The sequence below is a fragment of the Brevibacterium sp. RIT 803 genome (assembly GCF_016892625.1).
Classification (GTDB): Bacteria; Actinomycetota; Actinomycetes; order Actinomycetales; family Brevibacteriaceae; genus Brevibacterium.
Window position 1 is genome coordinate 183,406 of the sequence record NZ_JAFEMW010000004.1, and the last position, 20,949, is coordinate 204,354.

Consider the following 20,949-nt stretch of genomic DNA (forward strand, 5'->3'; position numbering starts at 1 on the left):
TCACAGCCCTGCCAAGTTGGCCTGGCCCAGACCGGCGAGACTGTCGCGCAGACGATCGGCCTCGGCACGTGGCAATCCCGGAATGGTGGCATCTGTGGCCGCCGAGGCAGTATGAAGTTTGACGCTGGCCAGACCGAACATCCGATCGATGGGGCCGGCATCCACGTCGACGAACTGCAGACGCCCGTATGGGACGACCGTGGCCTTGTGGAACATGATGCCGCGCCGGATGAGCAGGTCGTCGGCCCGCTCTGCATAGCCGATCGCTTTAGCCTGACGGATGATGATGACGATGAGGAAGACGGTGAACGCCACAAGGCCAGCCCAGATCGCGTGCAGCCATGGAACGTCGGAGGTGAAGATGATAGCGAAGACGAGAGCCACGATGATCATCGGGACGAGCATCGTCAGAGTCGCGATCGTCTCCTTGAGGCCGTATTTGGGACTGACCCGATTGAAGTCGGCGTCTGTTCCGGACAGATAGTTGAATTCGCGGCTCATGCTGCTTCAGCTCCTGGTGGATCTTGAGGGGGCAGCTCGCAGAAGCCTTCGACGATCAAGCCGACGATCATCAACGCTGCGGCTGCGATCATAGCGAAAAGCATACCTGCCGCCAAATCATTGCGGATGCCGGGTGCGGACAGAAAGTAGTAGGCGGCGTTGCCCATATACCAACCGGCCAGTCCGGCCCCCGTCAGGGCACTGGCCTTGGCCATGACAGCTACGCGGGCTGCTTGCAGAGGGTCGATCTCCTTGGTCCGGTCTCCGTCATTCCATTTCTTGATCGGCCACCCCAGGACCAGCAGGACTGCAGCAAGTATGAGCATACCGATGATGGCGAACCAGGGCAGCCCCGGCAGAGCGAAGCCCTGACTCTCCAGCAGCACGTCGACTGTCGGCGCCAGCACGGCGCCGATGACGGCCCAGATGACGAGAGTCCCCGACGATGTTCGCTGCATAGCTCCAAGTCTCTCAAATCCTGGCCCCTTATGGGGCCGGGATTCGCGTGATTTCCTGGTTGCCCAACTCGCTCAGGACAGCGGTGATCGGTCGCGCACCGGTGGGTGTGCGGATTTCTGCGGCCTCATCGAGCTCTGCCCATGGTGCGAGGACGAATGCACGTTCGTGCGCCCGTGGGTGGGGCAGGGTCAGTGCGTCGGTGTCGAGGATGAGCTCTGCCTGCGCGGTGCCGAAGCGGATCAGGTCGATGTCGAGGGTGCGTGGTCCCCAGCGCAGTTCCCGAGTCCGGCCGCAGGCGACTTCGATTCCCTGCGCGACAGCTAGGAGCTGTGGGGCGGGCAGGCTGGTGGACACGATAATGCCCAGATTGAGGAAGTCGTTCTGGTCGACTCCACCCCAGGGCGCGGTGCGATACAGGGAGGATCGCCTGATCACGGTGATCTTGGGATGTCGATCGAGTGCGGCAACGGCTTGCTCGAGTGTGTCCGCCGCATCGCCGAGGTTGGCCCCGAGGTTGAGGTAGGCCTCTGTCTCGGCAGGCTCGGTCCCCGCAGGATCATCAACGACCGTGTTTGCCGCAGCGGCGTCGGCGGTGTCACGGGAACGGACGACGGTGACGCTGACGTCGTTGAAGCTGCGTTGGATCGGCGCTCCAGGCTTATGGACGACAATCTCGACATGTTCGGCCATGTCAAGGCAGTGCTCGGCGATCCGGGCGGCCAGGGTCTCGATGAGGTCGAAGGTGTTGTCTTCGACGATGTGTGCGACGTCTTCGGCCAGTTCACCGTAGTGGACGGTGTCGGCGATGTCGTCCGTGGCCGCGGCCCGCGATACGGAGGTATGCAGGGTGACGTCGATGACGAAGTCCTGACCCTCACGCTTCTCGAAGTCGAAGACTCCGTGGTTGCCGCGCACTGTCAGCCCGCGCAGTTCGATCCGATCCGAATCGGCACTCATGCGTCACCCTCCGCTGCACGCTCATCCGGAGCGGCTGCCGGGGCATGTGAGTTCACGGAGTGAATGACCGTGGCCGCGATCGCCGAGGTGGAAGGTTCGTGGACACGCACCGCCCATGCTCCTGCCCTAGCTGACAGGGCCGAAATCGCGGCCGTGGCCTGATCCTTCGCCGACTCCTCGGCGAGTTTCGGGTCCTCCGGTGAGAGCAGGGTGGAAATGAAACGTTTGCGGCTGGCGGCGATGAGAAGCCGATGATCCAGATCCGCGAACTCGTCAAGGGCACCGAGGATCTGCCAGTTGTGTTCGGCGTTCTTCGAGAAGCCCAGGCCTGGGTCGAGGATGATGTTCTCATGCTTCACACCGGCGGCCGTCGCATCGTCGATTCTCGTCTTCAGCTCCGTGATCACCTCTGTGACGACATCGTCATAGTGGAAGGACGCCGACGCACGGTCGAGGTAGCCTCGCCAGTGCATGAGCACGACCGGGGCTGCGGTCTCGGCGGCGACGGCCAGCATCGTCGGATCGGAGAGTCCTGCGGAGACGTCGTTGATGATGTGGGCGCCGACATCCAGTGATGCCTCTGCGACCTTGGCTCGCATCGTGTCGACGCTGATGACGGCACCTGCGGCGGCCAGCTCTCGGATCACTGGGACGACACGGCGAAGCTCCTCCGCCTCATCGACTCGAACCGAGCCAGGGCGAGTGGACTCCCCTCCGACATCGATGAGGTCTGCGCCCGAGCGCAGCAGTTCGAAACCGTGCGCGATGGCGGCGTCGTGGTCGAAGTATCGACCGCCGTCGGAGAAGGAGTCGGGCGTGACGTTGAGGACGCCCATGATCTTCGTGCGTTCCGGTGTGGGCATGTGCGACCTCTATCTCCGGATGATCAGACTCATGGCTTCAGCTCGGGATGCCGTTTCGCGCAGCTGCCCGCGCACCGCCGAAGTGATGGTCGAGGCACCCGGCTTCCGGACTCCCCGCATGGTCATGCACAGATGTTCGGCCTTGACGACGACGATCGCGCCCTGAGGCTCGAGGTGTTCGACGAGTGCGTCGGCGATCTGAGTCGTCAGCCTTTCCTGGACCTGGGGGCGACGAGCATAGATCTCGACGAGGCGGGCCAGCTTGGACAGTCCAGTGACTTTGCCGTTCTTACTCGGGATGTATCCGATGTGGGCGACTCCGTGGAACGGCACCAGATGATGTTCGCACATCGAATACAGGTCGATGTCTCTGACGAGGACCATTTCCTCGTGGCTGATGTCGAAGGTCACGCCCAGAACATCAGCCGGGTCGCGGTGGATGCCGGCGAAGACCTCTTCGTAGGCACGGGCGACCCTGGCCGGGGTCTCCAGCAGTCCTTCTCGATCAGGATCTTCACCGACGGCGATGAGGATCTCACGCACGGCGGCGGCGATCCGCGGCTGGTCCACTTTGTTGCCGGTGCCGGCGGGCGCCTTGCCGAGGACCTCCGTCACCTCTTCGAGCTCTGACATCAGTAGCCGCTCTCCCCGCTGCCGTCGTTATTGCGTGGACCCGTCGGTCCGGAAGGGCCGGTCGGGTCGTTGGGATTGATCGGACCCGCAGGGTTATGGGGCTTGTGAGGCCCGTTCGCCCCCGTCCCTCCGGCGCCGGGAATGTCGGTGGTGTCAACCTCCGAGCTGCCGTTGCTCTTGCCGTTGCGGTCCCCGCTCAATGGTGCAGGCGGATCGATGGGTCCGCGCTCGGAGACCGGGCGTTCGTCGTTGGCCAGCCACACATCGCGTGTGGGGCGTTTGACGATGGGGGTGAAGATCTCTGCCAGTGCCGCCTGATCAAGCGTCTCCCGCTCGAGCAGCTGGTAGGCGAGGTCGTCGAGGACGTCGCGGTTGTGCGTCAGCGCCCAGTAGGCGTCAGCGTGGGCGGCGTCGATGATGTCGCGAACCTCGCCGTCGATCGAGGACAGGGTCGCATCGCCGTACTCGTCGCCCCCGCCGTAGCCGCGACCTGCGAAGGGCTCGCCCTGATCGTCGCCGATCTTGACCATGCCCAGCTTGTCGCTCATGCCGTACTGTGTGACCATCTTCCGGGCGATGTTCGTCGCCTTCTCGATGTCGTTGCTGGCACCGGTGGTGGGATCGTGGAAGACGACTTCCTCGGCCACGCGGCCGCCCATGGCGTAAGCCATCTGGTCGAGCAGCTCGTTGCGAGTCGTGGAGTACTTGTCCTCACTCGGCATGACCATGGTGTAGCCCAGGGCCCGGCCGCGGGGCAGGATAGTGACCTTGGTGACCGGGTCGGTCTGGTTCATCGCCGCGGCCACAAGTGCGTGTCCGCCCTCGTGATAAGCGGTGATGAGGCGTTCCTTGTCGTTCATCAGTCGGGTCCGCTTCTGCGGTCCGGCGATGACGCGATCGATTGCCTCGTCGAGGATCCGGTTGTCGACGACCTTCGCGCCCTCGCGAGCTGTCAGCAGAGCTGCCTCGTTGAGGACGTTGGCCAGGTCCGCGCCTGAGAATCCGGGGGTACGCTTGGCGATCTGGGCCAGATCGACGTCATCTGCCAGGGGTTTGCCTTCGGCGTGGACCTCGAGGATGTGCTGTCGGCCCTTCATGTCAGGGGCCTCAACCGGGATCTGCCGATCGAAGCGGCCGGGGCGAAGGAGTGCCGGGTCGAGAACGTCGGGACGGTTGGTGGCGGCGATGAGGATGACGTTGGTCTTCACGTCGAAGCCGTCCATCTCGACGAGCAGCTGGTTGAGCGTCTGTTCGCGCTCGTCATGGCCGCCGCCCATGCCGGCTCCGCGCTGGCGGCCGACGGCGTCGATCTCATCGATGAAGATGATGCAGGGAGCGTTCGTCTTAGCCTGCTCGAACAGGTCGCGCACACGGGAGGCGCCCACACCGACGTACATCTCGACGAAGTCAGAGCCCGAGATCGAGTAGAAGGGCACACCGGCTTCACCGGCCACGGCCTTCGCCAACAGCGTCTTACCGGTACCGGGCTGACCGTAGAGGAGGACGCCCTTGGGGATCTTGGCTCCCACGGCCTTGAATTTCTCCGGTTCGGCCAGGAACTCCTTGATCTCCTCGAGCTCTTCGAGTGCCTCGTCGACACCGGCGACGTCCTTGAACGTGACGTCCGGGTTCTCCTTGTTGACCAGCTTCGCCTTGGACTTGCCGAAGTTCATCATCTTCCCGCCCGACATCTGCGAGATGAGGAACCAGAAGACGACGAAGATGATGACGAACGGGATCAGAGTTCCCAACAGGGACATCAGCCAGCTCTGCTTGGGCACCTCGTCGGTGTATCCCTTGCTGGGCTCGGACGAGTCCACGGCTTTGACGACCTGTTCCCCACGCTGCTCCACGTAGAAGAACTGAACCTTCTTGCCGAAGTCCTCGCCCTCGATCTTGAGATCGTCTTTCAAAGTCAGGTCGACGCGCTGATCCTTGTCGACGATCTTGGCCTGTTCGACCTTGTCGTCCTGGAGCAGTTCGAGGCCTTGTTGGGTGTCAATCTGGCTGAATCCGACTCGGCTGAAGAGCAGAGCACCGATAGACACTACGAGGAGTGCCAGAACGATCCAGACCATTGGGCCCTTCGTCGCCTTGTTGAGCAGTGGGCGACGCTTATTCGACTCGGCCATAAGTCCTCTCAGGAAAAAGATGTGGGCAACCTGTTCAGGCTACCGAGGCTGCCTGGGAACATCCCCCACAGCCTAATACCTCGCACTGACATAGCTCGAATGCACCCGGTTTTGTTCCCGGGTGCGGCAGGCACTCAGACAATGCGCGGAACGCTCATGCGCAACGCTCAGCTGTAGACGTGCTGAGCCAGGGTCGCGACGAACGGAACGTTGCGGTACTTCTCGGCATAGTCGAGTCCGTAGCCGATGACGAATTCGTTCGGAACGTCGAAGCCGATGTATTTGACGTCGATGTCGACTTTGACTGCTTCGGGTTTGCGCAGCATCGTGCAGATCTCGACGGTCGCAGCTCCACGCGAGCGCAAGTTCTGGACCAGCCAGGACAGAGTCAGGCCCGAGTCGATGATGTCCTCGACGATCAGCACGTGACGGTCAGAGAGGTCGGTGTCGAGATCCTTGAGGATCCGGACGACACCGGAGGATTTGGTGCCGGAACCGTAGGAGGAGACGGCCATCCAGTCCATGGTCACCGGCGAATGGATCGCGCGAGCCAGATCCGCCATGACCATGACGGCACCCTTGAGGACACCGACGAGCAGAATGTCCTTGCCCTTGTAGTCTTCATCAATGGCGGCTGCCAGTTCAACGAGTCGTGCGGCTATCTGTTCTTCCGAGACAAGTACTTTTTCGATGTCATTGCCGAGATCGTTGATGTCCACAGGTGTCGAATCTCCTCGCTTGGGGTGGGGTGTGTCTCCATTATGATTCACTTCTGCCCTGGCGTGCCACCGTGGAGGTCGTTCGCGGCACCAGGGAGGTCGTTGGTGCCATCACCTTAGTCTGATGCCTCACCGCGGGTGCCGAGTGCGGCCAGTTCATCATCGACTGTCCCCGGGGCGGCAGCAAGGTACCCGGTCACGCCCATGAGCGTCGAAACGCCGATCATGAACCCCAGCGGCACCGACCAGCCGCCGCTGAGTCCGAGGAGTCCGCCGACGGCCAGGGGGCCGATCGCGGCCAGCACATAGCCGCTGGACTGCACGAATGCTGAGGTCCGGGCGGTGATCGACACGGCCTGTGTGCGGCCCGTGATGAGCGCGAGCGCGGCAGGGAAGGCGAAGCCGCCATAGCCTAGGAGGATTGCCCACAGCACCGGCACGGTGGTGGGCATGAGGAGCAGTCCGAGGTAGCCGCACACAGCGCTGACAGAGAAGCTGACAAGGAAGAAGCGGGGCAGAATGCTGCGCATGATGATCTGCGGGGCGAGGAAGCCGCCGGGAATCCCACCAAGGGTGACGACGGTGAGCATGAGTCCGGCGAGGACCGGATCGATCCCCGCATCACGGTAGATCTGCGGCAGCCATCCGAACTGGACATAGGCGTTGACCGACTGCAGACCGAAGAACATCGCCATGTATCTGGCCTTGGCGGAGGTGAAGATATGTCGCCGAGGCGGTCCAGCCTCGTGCGTGTCCGGTTGGGGCTGATCCAGCTGGGGCACGGATCGGACGAGTTTGAGGATGATCCAGGTGATCAGTGCGCAGGCGGGCACAAGTGTCCAGATCCCCAGTCCCACCCGCCAGTCGTCGAAGTGGCCGGTGAGCGGTGCAGTGAGGAAGGCAGGGAACATCGCACCCAGCCCCAGGGACACCGTGAAGGCGGTGGCGCCGAGGTTGGCTCGGTGGGGGAAGCGCATTTTCACGTACACCGGCAGAATGACGTTTCCGATGGACATTCCGGCCAGCGCGACCACGGTCAGACCGGCGAAGCCGAACCAGTTGTCGACGAGGACGCGGGCGCCCACTCCGACGGCGATCAGCAGACAGGTCATCGCCAGCGAGCTGAAGAGTCCGATCTTCTTGAGCACGGGAACGGCGATGAATCCGCAGACTGCGAAGATCAGGCCGGGTAGTGCTGTGAGCAGGCCCGTCTGCCATTCGACCAGGGCGTAGGCGCCTTGGACCTCGGAGAGGACGGGGCCCAGGGACGATGCGGCCGGCCGCAGGGAGCAGGCGATGAGGATGAGGCCCACGAGTGCCAGCACGTCGAGTCCCCGACCAGTACGATGGCCGTATTCGGGCAGAGAGGTCATTGGCTCATCCTTTCAGACGCTGTGTTCGCTCGGGCCGGAGCCCGTGCCCGCTGCGGACCTGTACCCGGAGCGGACCCGTACCCGAGCCACATAACGGTATACCATTTGGAGATCAAGTGCCCTCCTACTCTCAAGGACGATGATGACCACTCTGAGAAGTATCCGCCTCTTTCCCCGCACTGCCGATGCCCAGACCGTTGATGTCGAGATCGAAGACGGACGCTTCACCTCGTTCACGCCGGCTGCCTCGGCGCAGGCGATCGGCCACACCGACGCCGCCGGCGCCGATGACGTCGAGGGGCCCGACATCATCGATGGGGCTGGGCGAGCGCTGCTGCCCAGCCTCGGCGACGTCCATGCCCATCTCGATTCGAACCGGATGGGCCAGACGTTCCGTCCCCACACTGCTGACGGAACGCTGCACGGATACATCATGAACGATCGGGAGAACTGGCGGCAGGGCGAGCGCAGCGTCCGTGACCAGGCTGCCTTCGTGATCGCAGAGATCATCTCCTCCGGCGGTACGCGCATCCGCTCGCATACCCAGATCGACGCCGACTGCGGTCTCGAGCGCTTCATCGGCGTCCGGGACGCACTGGCCGATCACGCTGGGGTCCTCGATTCTCAGATCGTGGCCTTCCCGCAAGCCGGCATCGTACGCGAAAAGGGTGTCAGAGATCTTCTCGACGCGGCCTTGACCGAGGGCGCTGATCTGGTCGGAGGACTCGATCCGCTCCAATACGACCGCGATCCGGTCGCGCACCTCGACGTCGTCTTCGGGCTTGCGGAGAAGCACGGCAAAGGCATCGACATCCATCTGCATGAGCGCGGCACCGCAGGCGTGTTCACGTTCGAGGAGATCGTCCACCGCACGAAGGCTCTCGGCATGGAGGGGAAGGTGACGATCTCCCACGCCTTCGCCCTGAGTTCCAACCCTGCGCCTGAGGTCGAACGGATCATCGAACTCGTCGCCGAGGCAGGCATCTCTCTGACGACGGTGGCACCGCAGAACGGCGTCCTGCCGCGGCTGGGTCTGCGTGAGAATCGGGTGGCTGTGGGTCTTGGCGAGGACGGTCAGCGCGATTACTGGAGTCCCTACGGTGACGGTGACCTGCTGCGACGGACCTGGCAGCTGGCATTCACGAATGGGCACCGCCTGGATGAGGACATCGAAGCCTGCTTGGACATCGCCTCCCGAGGCGGGGCGCAGGTGATGGCCGGTGCCCGACCGGACGGAACCGCACTGGTCGATGATGCCCGCTTCGGTCTGGGCATCGGTGCACCGGCGGACTTCATGCTGCTCGACGCCGATACCGTCACCTCGGCGATCATGGATTGCCCTGCCGATCGCGACGTCTTCAGGAACGGAGAGCTGGTGGCCACCGGCGGCCACCTGGTCGACGGCAAGGCCTGAACCCAACGGCCAGGGGCTGTAGTCACCCGGTCTTCGCGTCGCGACGGAAGCAGAGGAGCTGCCTGGTGATGATCACTTCGGTGTCACCGGGAAGTGACAGACGAGCATGTGGGTGACCGGATGTCCCAGGTTCGCGAATCTGGGCGCACAGTTGGGCCACGCGGGCGGCGCCGAAGCTCTGTGCGGGCACGCCGAGGGAGATCAGCCACTCGCGGACGACGCGGGAGAGGATCGCATCCTCCATTCCCGCCAATTCGTCCATGGGCACCTCGGTGCGTCCGCGCACAGCGGCGGCAGAGGCCTCGGCGAGCCCGTCGAGGAAGTCGGCGTCGGCACGGCACAGCTCGGCGGTGCGGGCCAGGTTCGCGGTGACAGGCTGGCCCAGGTCGGCCTCCAGGGTGGCCAGCAGGGTGCGGGCGCGCACCCGGGCGAAGGAATCATCGGTGTTCATCGGGTCATCCCAGACCTCGATGCCCTGAGCCCGGCACGAGGCGACGGTGCTCGCCCGTTCGATGTCGAGCAGGGGGCGCACCACTGAGCCGGTGCGCAGAGCCATACCGGCCAGGGACCTCGTGCCCGAACCACGCATCAGCCCCAGCAGCACCGTCTCCGCCTGGTCACTGCGGGTGTGCGCGGTCAGCACCCACTCGGCCCCATGTACGTCCCGGGCTGCTTCAAGTGCGCCGTAGCGAGCATCGCGGGCGGCGGCCTCGAGGCCCTCATCACCGGCTGCGACGGCGACGGTGGCGACCTCGGCGGGCAGACCCCAGGATTCGGCGATGGAGACGACCCGGCGGGCCACCTCGGCGGTCGAGGGCTGCAGACCATGGTCGACAGTCACGGCATGCGCGTGCAGCTCGCCACGTCGGTGGAGGAAGGCGCAGGCGTGCAGCAGCGCCATCGAGTCCGCTCCTCCGGAGACCGCGACGATGACGGTGGGCCGGGAGCTGGCCAACTGGGCCAACGCTTCACGGACACTGCTGCGGATCGCTCCGCTGGCCGGGTCGAGGCTCGGTCGCCGAGGTGGTCGCGCCTCAGCCGTGGACACGATCCAACCACAGGCTCGGGGTGTGGATCTCCTCGCTCCTCGGCAGGTTCTCCGGTTCGGCATAGATGGCGGAGAAACCGGTCTGGCCGACTTCCTTGCGGATGGCGCGGACGAATGCGGCGCCGTCACGGTACTGGGCAAGTTTGAGGTTCATGCCCAGCAGGTTCGACAGGAATCCGCCCTGACCGGCGTCGCGGCGGGCTTCGAACTTGCGTCGCAGCTTCCGCACACTCGGGATCACTTCGATGCCGACCTCGTCCATGACCACGTCGGCGTGGCCTTCGAGCAGGCTGAGGATCGCTGTGGCCTCGTCGAGGGCGCTGCGCATCCCCTCGTCCCTGATCAGATCGACCATGCTCGCATCGCCCTTGATGATCCGGCCCACAGTGGAGAAGACGTCAGCGAGACCGCTGATGCCAGGTGACTTGAGCGGGGTTGCGACGACCTGAGACAGGAGAGAGCGCATGTGCTCACGCAACCAGGGCGCGGTGGCGAACTGCACCTGGTGCGTGGCCTCGTGCAGGGCCACCCACATCCGAAAGTCGCGCGGCTTGACGTTCATCGCCGCTTCGGCGTTGAGGACAGCGGGGGCAACGAACATCAGCCGGCCTGTGGCCACTGCAAAGGGATCGAATTGGCCCAGAACTCGAGTCGACAGCAGCGAGAGCACGCCTGCCAGTTCAACGGCAGCCGCTTTCGCTGCTCCCGGACCGACCGGGGCGGGCAGGGTGTCCGCGTCGACCATGCCGTTGATCGACTGCGCATTGGCCTTGATCCAGCCGATCTGATCGAGCACGAGCACGGAACCGGCGCCCAGGCGACTGCGCACGTCGTCGGCATGGGCAGGGTCGAGGAGGAACGAATCGACGACGAGTTCCTGCGCCGTCAGTGCATTGTCCTTGAGCCCGGCGACCAGCGCGTCAAGTTCATCGGTGTCGGGCATACGCGCTGCGGGGACGAGTTCCCTGGCTGTGCGGGCGGCGAACTTCTCATCGACGATCATCGGCAACCGCAATTCGCGAGTGCTGCGACGATATCGTCAACTGTCTTCCTGGCTTCCAATATCTTGTCCTTGTCTACGTCATCGATCTGCAGGGTGAAGACGAGATAGCGTCCATCGGCATCGAGCACCCCTCCTGCCAGTGAGGTCACGGTCGACAGGGTCCCCGTCTTCGCGTGCACCGTCCCGGCAGCAGCCCTCTCTTTGGTGAAACGTTCGGTCAGTGTGCCGGTCAGTCCTCCGACGGGCATATAGCTGATGAGGCTGGAGAGCGAATCGTCGGCGACGACCGATGCCTGCAGGATCGTCGTCAGGTCGTGCGGACTGATCCGGTTGTCATAGGACAGACCCGAGGTGTCCTCGAGGTGGGTCTTGCCCAGGTCCACGGAATCAGACAGGGCCGCCAGCACGGCTTCGGGGCCGGACTCCAGGCTTCCCGGCTCGCCCTGGGCGATGGCAACCTCGTTGCCGAGGACCTCGGCCACGACGTTGTCGCTGTGCACGAGCGCGTATTCGACGATCTCGGAGATCGTGGCCGATTCCACCCCCGCCAGCTCGGTGGATTCGGAGTCTCCGTCAGACTTCGCTTCCTCACCCGTCTCAGCGGCAGGTGCAGGGTCGTCGGTGACCGTGACTCCGGCTGCCTTGAGCTCTTTGGCAAATACTGCGAAGGCATCCTTGGCCGGGTGCTCGCTGCGGCCCCTCCACTCCTTGTCTCTGCTGCCGACATACCCGGTGTCGATCATCAGCGGCTGGATCGGCGTGATGACGCCCTTGGCGATATCGGCACGCTCCCATCCGGGGCTGAAGTCCTCGCCCGTGTACCGGGAGGTGTCCAAGTCCAGGGCCACCTCGGCGATATTCTGGCTCTTGAGTGATTCGGCGGTCTGCTGAGCCAGCGTTGTCAGGCCTGCGTGACCGTTCACGGCACCCGGCTGGGACTCCCCCGCACCCAGCAGTGAATCTCCGCCGCCTGTCAGCGTCACCGTCGAGGTGGACGGGTCGAATTCCGTGGTTGTGGTCAATCGTTTCTCGCCGCCGATGCTCAGCAGCGCCGCCGAGGCGGTGAGGACCTTGGTCACCGAGGCCGGCGTGCGCGGTGTGTTCTCGTTCTTGGCGTAGAGGATGTCATCGCTGAGCCCGTCGCGGATCTCGATCCCGAAGTCCTTGACCTTGGCATCAGAGAGGACCTTGCCCACCGTGTCGGGGACCTTGGTGGGCACAGGTGCGGAATCATCCAGCGCCGAGGCGGGGGCGGGCATGTCCTTCCCCTGTGCGTGAGGCGCGGGGACCGCCTGGACCTCGACGGCGGGGTCGGTGGTCAGGATTCCCGGTAACTCGGGAAAGACGTCGTAGGCGTCGACTGCCGCAACCGCGCCCAGCACGATGGCGAGGCTGCCTGCGGTGATGCCGGCGACAGCCTTCTTCGACCGCTTCCGCTTCGGGGTCTGGTTCAAGCGCGGGCTCTCATTCTCATTGCCATCGTCCTCGCCGTAGCCGTTGTGGTTGTCGTTCGTGGGGACTTGTAAGCTCTATTCTAGTGATGCAACCCTAGCTTGAAGGAGCACTATGGAACTCTTGGCCACAATCGAGATCCCGCGCGGATCGCGCAACAAGTACGAGGTCGATCATGAGACAGGTCGAGTCAAGCTCGACCGCTACCTCTACACCTCGATGCAGTACCCCGCTGACTACGGCTTCTTCGAGGACACACTTGGCAATGACGGGGACCCGCTCGACGTTCTCGTGCTGCTGCCCGAACCCCTCTTCCCGGGCGTCCTCATCGATGTGCGCCCCATCGGCATGTTCAAGATGGAAGACGAAGCAGGCGGCGACGACAAGGTCCTCGGCGTCACGGCCGGCGATCCCCGCTGGGAGAGCTACCAGGACATCGGCGACGTCGATCAGTTCACCCTCGACTCGATCGAGCACTTCTTCACCCGTTACAAGGATCTTGAGCCCGGCAAGTTCGTCAAGGGCTCCAGCTGGGTCGGCCGCGCTGAGGCTGAGGCCGAGGTCGAAGCGTCGATCAAGCGCTTCAAAGACTCTCACTGAGCTCACCCTCACCGAGGCGGTGTGAAGCATCGTCTCACCCGTGGTCAGAGACCGCCCGGACCTCGCGGTCCGGGCGGTCTCTGCATTCATCAGACGAGTCGCTGCCGCACTTGGGACCACCCACTAGTTAGGTAAACCTAATGAGAAGTGTGAGCCAGGTTATGCGATTGTCGAGACATGAAACTCGATCATGTGTCATTCGCCAGCGAACCAGACGGGTACAAAGCCACTGCCGAGCGCATCTCGGAGAAGCTCGGCGTGGTTCCCTACGACGGTGGTGTGCATCCTCGATTCGGTACCAGAAATCTGATCTTCCCTCTCGCGAACGGTCATTACCTCGAAGTCGTCGAAGCCTTGGAGCACCCGGCCGCGTTGTCAACACCCTTCGGCCAGGCAGTGCGAGCTCGCTCCGAGCTCGGCGGCGGCTGGATGGGCTGGTGCGTTTCGGTCGATGACCTCGCCGGAGTGGAGACCCGCCTCGAACGCAAAGCCGTCGACGGAAACCGCACCCCGGAATCAGGCCTGGAACTCAAGTGGCTGCAGATCGGAATCAAGGGGCTCATCGCCGACCCTCAGCTTCCGTTCTTCATCAAGTGGGCAGCCGACTCGTCTCAGCATCCTTCGTCCTACAAGACCAATGGCGATGTCGCCATCGACACCCTGCAGATCGCCGGGGATCGTGACCGACTCCGCGACTGGTTGGGGACCCAGGATCCCAAGCCCATCCCAGAGATCCACATCGACTGGTCGGCGCCGCACGGCACCCCCGGCATCATGTCGATCAGCTTCGACACCGCCAAGAACGGCCTCGTCACCATCTGAGTCGCCGTTGCAGCCGCTGCCGGGCGACCGGCTGCGCACAGCCCAGAGGGCATCACACCAACGCTGTGTGATGCCCTCTGCTGTTTCGTCGGCTCCCGTCCCTATCCGGTCTCAGACGGGTAGTCCGGTCCACCGTGGTTCGCCGCGACCCGTCACCAGACAGCGAAAGAGTGGGCATTCAGCACGAATGCCCACTCTCAAGCGGATTGGCAACCTTGGGTCAGACCTCGCCGCGGTCTTCGGTGCCTAGATCAGTTGCCTCGACCGTTGCCGTTGTTGCCGTTGGAATCCTTCTTCGGCGGTTTGCCGTTGTCCTTGCCCTTGCCGCGCAGGACCTGGACGACGGATGGGCGCGGCATAGCCGCGACTCCCGCGTCGACATCGGTGGCATCGACGAAGTCTGGGAACCGTGAGTGCTGGTTGGCCCAACTTCCGTCCTCACCTGGATGCTGGACGGCGACGAAGGCTGATTTGTCGTCGTCATGGATCAGCGGTCCGCAGACCTCTCCCTCACGCGGGACGGAGAGGAACTGCTCGACGCGGCCCCTCTGTTTGCCGTCGATCGTGACCTTGAACAGCCCGTCGCAGTACCCGATTCCATCGGGGGCGCCATCGGTGGAGATCCACAGATTGCCGGCACTGTCGAAGGTGACATTGTCAGGACACGAGATCGGTGAGACCTGGTCGACAGGGAAACCGGAGAAGTACGTCTTGTCTCCCTGCTTCGGATCGCCGCAGACCATCAGCAGAGACCAGTCGAACTCGGTGCCGGTATGGTCACCCCCGCGTTCGGTCAGCTCCACGATGTGACCGTCACGGTTCTCGGTCCGCGGGTTGGCCTCATCGGCTGCTGCTTTGCCGTCGGTGCCCCGGTCAGAGTTGTTGGTGCAGGCGACGTAGATCTTCCCGTTGACCGGGTTCGGCTCGACGTCCTCGCAGCGGTCCATCTTCGTGGGCCCGACCTTATCCGCTGCCAGCCGGGTGTTGACCAGCACCTCGTCGATCGCCATTCCGGAGACTTGGGACTTGCCGTCCGTGATCAGCGGCAGCCACTGCCCGCTGCCATCGAACTCTCCGTCAGCAGGCACTGCTCCGCTGCCGTCGATTTCGCTCTTCGGCGAGTTGCCGGTGAACTTCGCCACGAAGAGGTCTCCCTCGGACAGAAGGGTGAGGTTGTGGGGCAGGTCGCCTTCGATGTACTTGCCCTTGGACACGAACTTGTAGAGGTAGTCGAATTTCTCGTCATCACCCATGTAGGCGACCGCGTGCCCGGATTCCGCGATCGTGATGTTTGCGCCCTCGTGCTTGAACCGGCCGAGGCTGGTGTGTTTGAGCGGAGTCGATTCCGGGTCCCGAGGGTCGACCTCGACGATCCATCCGAAGCGGTTCGCTTCGTTGCCGTAACCGGACTTGTTCGTATCGAAACGCTGCAGATCGTCTTCCCACCCGTAGGCCGAGGCATCATTGGTCAGTCCGTAGCGCTGATCAGCTTCGGATTTGCCCTGCGCCCGGAAATAGGAGTTGAAGTTCTCTTCACCGGAGACCAGTGTTCCCCACGGGGTCAGGCCGCCGGAGCAGTTGCCCAGGGTGCCCTGGACCTTGTCACCCTTGGGATAGTCACGCGTCCGGAGCAGATCGGATCCGGCGGCGGGCCCGGTGAACTCGTATTCTGTGCCGATGAGGAAGCGACGGTTGTTCGCGCCGTTGACGTCGACGGCCCACGGAGTCTTCGCGTTCCTGCGCTCGAGCTCGACGACGGTGAGTCCGTGTGCTTCGCGGCTGATGGCCCGCTTGGTCTTCTCGTCCATGGAGTCGGGGTACATGATGGCATCGTTGCTGTACTCATGGTTGGCGAAGAGCAGGGCCCGATTGCCATCTCCGCTGCGATCGACCTGAATCTCGAGGAAGTCGTTGTTGTACCCGAACTGGCGTCGCTGCTTCTTCACCGACTGGTTCTCTGGATCGAACGCCTCCGAGTCGGGGAAGAGTGCGTCACCCCAGCGCACGATCGGGTGCCAGGAGTAGCCGTTGGGTACGACGAATTCGTCGATTTCGTGGTGCACAGGATCGATGGCCTTGAACGCGAGGCTCTTCCCCTTGGCTGCTGCACTGCTCGCACTTGGGCTGGGCGCCGTCGTCACTGCGATCGCCAGGGCTCCGGCGGCTGAAGCGCCGAGGGCGGCTCGTCGGGTCAGCTGGGTTCCGACGATGTCGCGGAAGTAGCTGTTCGATGACGTGTTGCAGATAGCCTTGCTGCATGCGTTGTCGCATTTGAGTGCGCAGGTGACGGGGCTTCGCTTGCCACGGACATGTCCGGCCATGGGCAGAAGTTCACGTAGGGGTGCCATCGGTTGTCTCCTCGGATCGGGTCTTTCGGCCCCCTCCTCACCAGGCGAGGGGGAACTCACCCGATCGAGAATTCCACCGTGACTTGGCCCCAGTCCTACCGCTTGGTGAACTGGGAATGAACCCACGAACAGCAGTGCATTACGTCAAGCGAAACTTACCTAAAAGGATCTCGCTTCCCGATATGGGCGATTCTGCTCAGCGGAGGTCGACGAGGCTGAGGATTCCCGGCGCCAGGAAGCCCACTGCATCGATGATGACATGCGCCCACACCAGCGGCATCAGCCTGCCCCGACGCATGAAGTACCACCCGAAGATGATGCCCATGGCGACGTTGCCGATGAATGGCCCGATGCCCTGGTACAAGTGGTAGCTGGCACGGAAGACTGCCAGGCTGATGATGATCGGCCACATCCCGTAGCCCAGGCGCTGGAGCCGTTCGGCCCCGAAGCCGAAGATGATGACCTCTTCGACGATGCCGTTCTTCGCCGCCGCGAGAATGAGCACGGGAATGGTCCACCAATGATCGCCGAGGTTGGCTGGCTGAATCTCGGCTGTGATCCCCAATGCCCTGCCGCCCGCATAGACGGCGAGAGTGCCGATGCCGATGATGGTGAAGATGAGCGTCCCGCGGCCGAGGTCCTTTCCGCGCTGGCCGTTCACACCCAGCCGTGTACTCAGGGGCGGGGCATTCGGGTCGCGAGTCAGAAGGTAGAGGGCCATGAGGACTGGTACGAGAGTGAACCCGATGTCGAGGATCTGGTAGACGAGGTCGAAACCAGGTCGCGGCGACATCGACGTGTTGAGCTTCGCTTGAGCGTCGCTGATCGGACCGCGAGTGGTGATGTCGACCAAACGCATGATGGCATAGACCGCCGATTGGCCCAGCGAGAGCGCCGCAATGAGACCGAGCTCGAACCACAGGCGCTTCTTCTCCTGTGGCTCGAGCTCGTCTCTCATGGATCCCACTGTAGTGGCCGAGGCCTCAGTGCTTCGGTTCCTCTCCCGTGTCGGGGATGGTGTCCGACTGTGCTTCTGAGCGCGCACGATCCGCAGAACCCGGACGCTGAACGGCCCTCGCCTCGGCGACGTCGAGGACCTGGCCGCGGGCCATGTTCTTCACGTACTTCTTCTCTCCGCGACTTTCCTTCGCCCCTTCGAGCAGGAGATAGAGTACCGGCACGAGGACGAGCGTGAGCAGAGTCGAGCTGACGAGACCGCCGATGACGACGATCGCCAGCGGCTTCGAGATGAACACTCCCCCACCGGTCAGGCCCAGCGCCATCGGCACGAGCGCGAAGATCGTCGCTGCCGCGGTCATGAGGATCGGGCGATAGCGCAGTCTGGCGCCGTGAACGATGGCCGCGCGCAGATCGACGCCTCGCGCCCTGAAATGGTTGATCAGGTCGATGAGCACGATCGCGTTGGTGACCACGATGCCGATGAGCATGAGGAGACCGATCATCGAGGTCAGGCCCAGCGGAGTATCCGTCAGCAGTGACAGCGCGATGGATCCGGTGGCCGCGAACGGGATCGAAACCAGGAGGATCAACGGCTGCAGGAGCGACTTGAACGTGGCGACCATGATGACGAACACGATGAGGATGGCTGCGAGCATGGCCAGGCCGAGCTGGGAGAACGCTTCGTTCTGCTCCTGCGTGGCACCACCGGTGTCGACGCTGACGGAGTCGGGGATGTCGACCTCACCCAGCGCGGACTGCACATCGGCGGACACGGCCCCCAGGTCGTCGCCGGCTGGGGTCACCGACACCGTGGTTGAGCGCTGCGAATCCGTGTGACGGATCGTCGGCGCGGTCTTGACCTCCTTCACCTCGGCGACGTCACTGAGATCGATGAATCGAGGCTCAGACGTCGGGACTGGAGCGCCCGCCATGGCGCCCGGGTCACCAGCGGCACCGGCGTCGCCACCAGCACCCGCTCCACCGGCAGCACCGGCTCCTCCAGCCCCACCGGATCCGCCCGCAGCACCGGCACCACCATCTGCTGCACCAGCAGCACCTGCGGCGCCAGCGCCACCGCCGGGAGCGGTCTCCGCCGGCTTGCCGGGGATCTTGAGGTCGCGCAGTTCGTCGACTGTGTCGGCGTTGCGGTCGAAGAGCAGCACCGAATGCGACACGTTGTCGATGACGACCTCACCGATGTTCTGGCCGTGCATCGCCCGCTGCACGTACTGGCCGATGGTGGCCTCCGTGAGATTCTCCTCGGCGGCCTTCTCGTGATCGACCTTGACCTCGATCACGGGCTGGACGGCTTCGAGGTCGCTGGTCACCGACTGGGTGCCCGGGACGCCCTCGAGCTTGTCCGTGACTGCCTTCGTCGCCTTGTCGAGCTCTTCGGCATCCGAAGCGGAGAGCGTGACGTCGATGGTCTGAGCGCCGGGCATCGAGCTCTGACTCTGCACCTCGACCGTTCCCACATCTCCCAGATCGTCGAATTCCTTCTGCAGCTCGTCGGAGATCGACTGGGCCGAGACACCGGATGTGGAGTTGACGGTGTAGGTGCCGGTCAGCGCCGAATCATCGGTGAACCCGAAGTTCGAGCCCCCGACGGAGAGCTGATAGGACTCGACATCGCTGTTGTCTTTGAGGACCTTCTCGACCGGTTCCGCCTGCTTCGAGGCCTCATCGAGGTCGGTTCCGGGGTCGAAGGTCTGCGAGACCTGCAGACTGTCCTGGCCGGTGTCGCCGAAGAGCTCGGTCTTCAACTGCGGGACCATCGCGCCCGTTCCGATGAGGAGGAGGGCCGCTACGAGGATCATCACGACCGGGTGCTTGGTCGAGAAGGAGATCACCGGCATATAGGTCTTCTGCAGTCGTGTCACCGGAGAATGGATGCCGGCAAGCTCGTCGACCTGGCCGGTCCCCTCCGCGGTGGAGTCAGAGCCTGGTCCCGTCGAGGTGGTGGCAGCACTCGCAGTCGTGGACTCGGTGCCGGGCTCATCACGGTGTCCGGCGGTGAGGATGTCCTGCTTCTTGGACGCCTTCTTCGCGGCCCTGTTCTCGCTCTTCCATTCGGAGAGCATGCCCTTGCGGTTGCGGCGGATCTCCTTCTTCTCCGCGCGAGTGAGTTTGACCTTCGCCTCACGCTGTCTCAGGAACCAGTAGGCAAGGACAGGCACGATGGTCAGCGCGACGAACAGACTCGAGAGGAGTGCGATGGTGGCTGTCAGGGCGAAGGGTCGGAACATCTCGCCGGTCTGGCCGGAGACGAAGGCCAGGGGCAGGAATACGGCGACGGTCGTCAGCGTGGAAGCGGTGATGGCCCCGGAGACTTCGGAGACCGCAGCAAGGATGTTCGCAAACTTCTCACCACCCGCAGCGTGCCGTCGTCTGATCGCCTCGATGACGACGATCGAATCGTCGACGACGCGTCCCACGGAGATGGTCAGAGCACCCAGGGTCAGCATGTTCAGGGTCTCACCGCCCATCCACAGACCGACCATGGCGATGAGCAGTGAGAGCGGAATCGAGATCGCCGTGATGATCGTGGCGCGCACCGAGAGCAGGAACACGAGAATGACGAGGACCGCGAAGAACAGCCCCAGTCCGCCTTCGACGAGCAGATCGTGGATCGACTGCTCGATGAATGGTGCCTGGTCGAAGGCGGAGACGAACTCCGTGTTCTCCCCCATCGACTTCTCAAGATCGGGCAGCTTCTGGGCCACAGCGTCGGAGACGTCAACGGTGTTGGCGTCGGATTCCTTCATGATCGACACCGACAGTGAGGGCTGTCCGTTGGTGCGCGAGATCGATTCCACGGGCTGGTTCTCGATCGTGACGTCGGCGACGTCTGAGAGCTTGATCTCTTCATCGCTGCCGCTGATGACGAGATCCTTGATGGCATCCACGGAGCGGATGCGGGTGCCGACCTCGACCGGTGCGGTGCCGTCATCGCTCTTCAGCTCGCCCGCCGAGGTGGGGATTCCGTTGGACTGGAGGATGCCGGCGATCTCGTCGAGGTTGGCTCCCTCGTCCTCGAGGTCGTCACGCCGGATGGTGACCTCAACCTGTTTGGTCTTCGCACCGGCGATCATGACCTGGGAGACACCGTCGATCTTCTTCAGCTCGGGTTCGGCGATGTCGTTGAGGTTGGCAGCGAGTTTGTCCTCTTGGGCGTCCGAGGTCACGGACAGAGCGAGGACAGGGATGTCGTCGGTTCCGGTTGTGTTCACGGTGGGTTCGACACCGTCTGGCAAAGTGGCCTGGACCTGTGAGACCGCACGTTGGAGGGACTTGACGACATCGTCGGAGTCCTCACCGTACTCGGTGCTCACAGTGATCGAGGAGCTGCCTGCCGAGGAGGTCGAGGTCATGTCCTCCACCTCAGGCAGGGCCGTCAGTGCACCTTCGAGAGGGTCGGTGACCTCTTGTTCGACGGCTTCGGGAGTCGCACCTTCATACGAGGCGGTGACCGTGGCCTGCGGGTTCTCAAGAGACGGGAACAGCTCTTGTTTGAGAGCTCCCGCTCCGATGATGCCGAAGATGATGGCGACGACGGAGATGAGCGCAATGAGTGCGCGGTTCTTCAGGCTCAAACGGGTCAGAAAACTCACGTGGTGACTCTCTTGTCGGTGACGCATGCGCAGCGATCGCCTGCAGGGGATGGT

17 protein-coding genes are annotated in these 20,949 nt (G+C 63.5%); 3 read left to right on the forward strand and 14 right to left on the reverse strand.

All coding sequences use genetic code 11. The features are described 5' to 3' along the window. From JTF07_RS13970 to JTF07_RS14005, 8 genes are all read right to left on the reverse strand, one after another. The gene (locus tag JTF07_RS13970; protein ID WP_143922056.1) at positions 1-501 is read right to left on the reverse strand and encodes a PH domain-containing protein; all 501 of its coding nucleotides are present in this window, start codon (positions 499-501) and stop codon (positions 1-3) included. After that, positions 498-959, reverse strand: coding sequence for a DUF3180 domain-containing protein (locus JTF07_RS13975; RefSeq protein ID WP_204234843.1), 462 nt, complete (start codon positions 957-959; stop codon positions 498-500). The genes JTF07_RS13970 and JTF07_RS13975 overlap by 4 nt, the downstream gene beginning before the upstream one ends. 28 nt (positions 960-987) lie before the next feature. After that, positions 988-1,917, reverse strand: coding sequence for a 2-amino-4-hydroxy-6-hydroxymethyldihydropteridine diphosphokinase (gene folK / locus JTF07_RS13980; protein ID WP_204234844.1), 930 nt, complete (start codon positions 1,915-1,917; stop codon positions 988-990). Further along, positions 1,914-2,780 carry a dihydropteroate synthase gene (folP, locus tag JTF07_RS13985; RefSeq protein WP_204234845.1) on the reverse strand — a complete coding sequence of 289 codons (867 nt, stop codon included), beginning with the start codon at positions 2,778-2,780 and terminating at the stop codon, positions 1,914-1,916. The genes folK and folP overlap by 4 nt, the downstream gene beginning before the upstream one ends. A gap of 9 nt (positions 2,781-2,789) precedes the next feature. Next, positions 2,790-3,413, reverse strand: coding sequence for a GTP cyclohydrolase I FolE (folE, locus tag JTF07_RS13990; RefSeq protein ID WP_204234846.1), 624 nt, complete (start codon positions 3,411-3,413; stop codon positions 2,790-2,792). Then, complete coding sequence (ftsH, locus tag JTF07_RS13995; RefSeq protein ID WP_204234847.1) at positions 3,413-5,545, reverse strand: ATP-dependent zinc metalloprotease FtsH; 2,133 nt, start codon at positions 5,543-5,545, stop codon at positions 3,413-3,415. Before ftsH ends, folE begins: the two co-directional genes overlap by 1 nt. Positions 5,546-5,712: 167 nt before the next feature. Beyond that, complete coding sequence (hpt, locus tag JTF07_RS14000; RefSeq protein ID WP_092103277.1) at positions 5,713-6,264, reverse strand: hypoxanthine phosphoribosyltransferase; 552 nt, start codon at positions 6,262-6,264, stop codon at positions 5,713-5,715. A 116-nt stretch (positions 6,265-6,380) separates the two neighbouring features. Further along, positions 6,381-7,637: an MFS transporter gene (locus JTF07_RS14005; protein WP_204234848.1), complete on the reverse strand. Its 1,257-nt coding sequence runs from the start codon at positions 7,635-7,637 to the stop codon at positions 6,381-6,383. 142 nt (positions 7,638-7,779) lie between these two features. Between JTF07_RS14005 and JTF07_RS14010 the strand changes: the two genes are divergently transcribed. Then, complete coding sequence (locus JTF07_RS14010) at positions 7,780-9,051, forward strand: amidohydrolase family protein (RefSeq protein ID WP_204234849.1); 1,272 nt, start codon at positions 7,780-7,782, stop codon at positions 9,049-9,051. 22 nt (positions 9,052-9,073) lie between these two features. Here JTF07_RS14010 and tilS read toward each other — a convergent pair whose 3' ends face one another. From tilS to dacB, 3 genes are read right to left on the reverse strand one after another with little or no spacing between them, the layout of a single operon-like run. Further along, positions 9,074-10,099, reverse strand: coding sequence for a tRNA lysidine(34) synthetase TilS (gene tilS / locus JTF07_RS14015; RefSeq protein WP_353843976.1), 1,026 nt, complete (start codon positions 10,097-10,099; stop codon positions 9,074-9,076). Next, positions 10,086-11,102 (reverse strand): Rv3626c family coenzyme F420 biosynthesis-associated protein, encoded by a 1,017-nt coding sequence (locus tag JTF07_RS14020; protein ID WP_204234851.1) that lies wholly within the window; start codon positions 11,100-11,102, stop codon positions 10,086-10,088. Before JTF07_RS14020 ends, tilS begins: the two co-directional genes overlap by 14 nt. Further along, complete coding sequence (gene dacB / locus JTF07_RS14025) at positions 11,099-12,556, reverse strand: D-alanyl-D-alanine carboxypeptidase/D-alanyl-D-alanine endopeptidase (RefSeq protein WP_204234852.1); 1,458 nt, start codon at positions 12,554-12,556, stop codon at positions 11,099-11,101. Before dacB ends, JTF07_RS14020 begins: the two co-directional genes overlap by 4 nt. A 112-nt stretch (positions 12,557-12,668) precedes the next feature. On the opposite strand from dacB, the gene JTF07_RS14030 reads away from it, so the two are divergent. Next, on the forward strand, positions 12,669-13,154 hold the full coding sequence (locus JTF07_RS14030) for an inorganic diphosphatase (protein WP_143922067.1): 486 nt from the start codon (positions 12,669-12,671) through the stop codon (positions 13,152-13,154). Positions 13,155-13,331: 177 nt separating this feature from the next. Next, positions 13,332-13,976, forward strand: coding sequence for a VOC family protein (locus JTF07_RS14035; protein ID WP_198397720.1), 645 nt, complete (start codon positions 13,332-13,334; stop codon positions 13,974-13,976). A 251-nt stretch (positions 13,977-14,227) separates the two neighbouring features. Here the strand turns inward: JTF07_RS14035 and JTF07_RS14040 are convergent, their stop codons facing one another. From JTF07_RS14040 to JTF07_RS14050, 3 genes are all read right to left on the reverse strand, one after another. Further along, positions 14,228-16,324 carry a PhoX family protein gene (locus tag JTF07_RS14040; RefSeq protein ID WP_204234853.1) on the reverse strand — a complete coding sequence of 699 codons (2,097 nt, stop codon included), beginning with the start codon at positions 16,322-16,324 and terminating at the stop codon, positions 14,228-14,230. A gap of 196 nt (positions 16,325-16,520) precedes the next feature. Next, the gene (locus JTF07_RS14045; RefSeq protein WP_204234854.1) at positions 16,521-17,282 is read right to left on the reverse strand and encodes a CPBP family intramembrane glutamic endopeptidase; all 762 of its coding nucleotides are present in this window, start codon (positions 17,280-17,282) and stop codon (positions 16,521-16,523) included. Between the two features lie 25 nt (positions 17,283-17,307). After that, positions 17,308-20,895: an efflux RND transporter permease subunit gene (locus JTF07_RS14050; protein WP_353843977.1), complete on the reverse strand. Its 3,588-nt coding sequence runs from the start codon at positions 20,893-20,895 to the stop codon at positions 17,308-17,310. Between the last annotated feature and the right edge of the window lie 54 nt (positions 20,896-20,949).

Bases quoted from the DNA above. Each gene is read 5' to 3' on its own strand.
- folK (WP_204234844.1), bottom strand. From the start codon at position 1,917: ATGAGTGCCGATTCGGATCGGATCGAACTGCGCGGGCTGACAGTGCGC.
- JTF07_RS14020 (WP_204234851.1), bottom strand. From the start codon at position 11,102: ATGATCGTCGATGAGAAGTTCGCCGCCCGCACAGCCAGGGAACTCGTC.
- folE (WP_204234846.1), bottom strand. From the start codon at position 3,413: ATGTCAGAGCTCGAAGAGGTGACGGAGGTCCTCGGCAAGGCGCCCGCC.
- JTF07_RS14005 (WP_204234848.1), bottom strand. From the start codon at position 7,637: ATGACCTCTCTGCCCGAATACGGCCATCGTACTGGTCGGGGACTCGAC.
- JTF07_RS14045 (WP_204234854.1), bottom strand. From the start codon at position 17,282: ATGAGAGACGAGCTCGAGCCACAGGAGAAGAAGCGCCTGTGGTTCGAG.
- JTF07_RS14010 (WP_204234849.1), top strand. From the start codon at position 7,780: ATGACCACTCTGAGAAGTATCCGCCTCTTTCCCCGCACTGCCGATGCC.
- JTF07_RS13975 (WP_204234843.1), bottom strand. From the start codon at position 959: ATGCAGCGAACATCGTCGGGGACTCTCGTCATCTGGGCCGTCATCGGC.
- JTF07_RS14040 (WP_204234853.1), bottom strand. From the start codon at position 16,324: ATGGCACCCCTACGTGAACTTCTGCCCATGGCCGGACATGTCCGTGGC.
- ftsH (WP_204234847.1), bottom strand. From the start codon at position 5,545: ATGGCCGAGTCGAATAAGCGTCGCCCACTGCTCAACAAGGCGACGAAG.
- folP (WP_204234845.1), bottom strand. From the start codon at position 2,780: ATGCCCACACCGGAACGCACGAAGATCATGGGCGTCCTCAACGTCACG.
- JTF07_RS14035 (WP_198397720.1), top strand. From the start codon at position 13,332: ATGAAACTCGATCATGTGTCATTCGCCAGCGAACCAGACGGGTACAAA.
- JTF07_RS13970 (WP_143922056.1), bottom strand. From the start codon at position 501: ATGAGCCGCGAATTCAACTATCTGTCCGGAACAGACGCCGACTTCAAT.
- JTF07_RS14030 (WP_143922067.1), top strand. From the start codon at position 12,669: ATGGAACTCTTGGCCACAATCGAGATCCCGCGCGGATCGCGCAACAAG.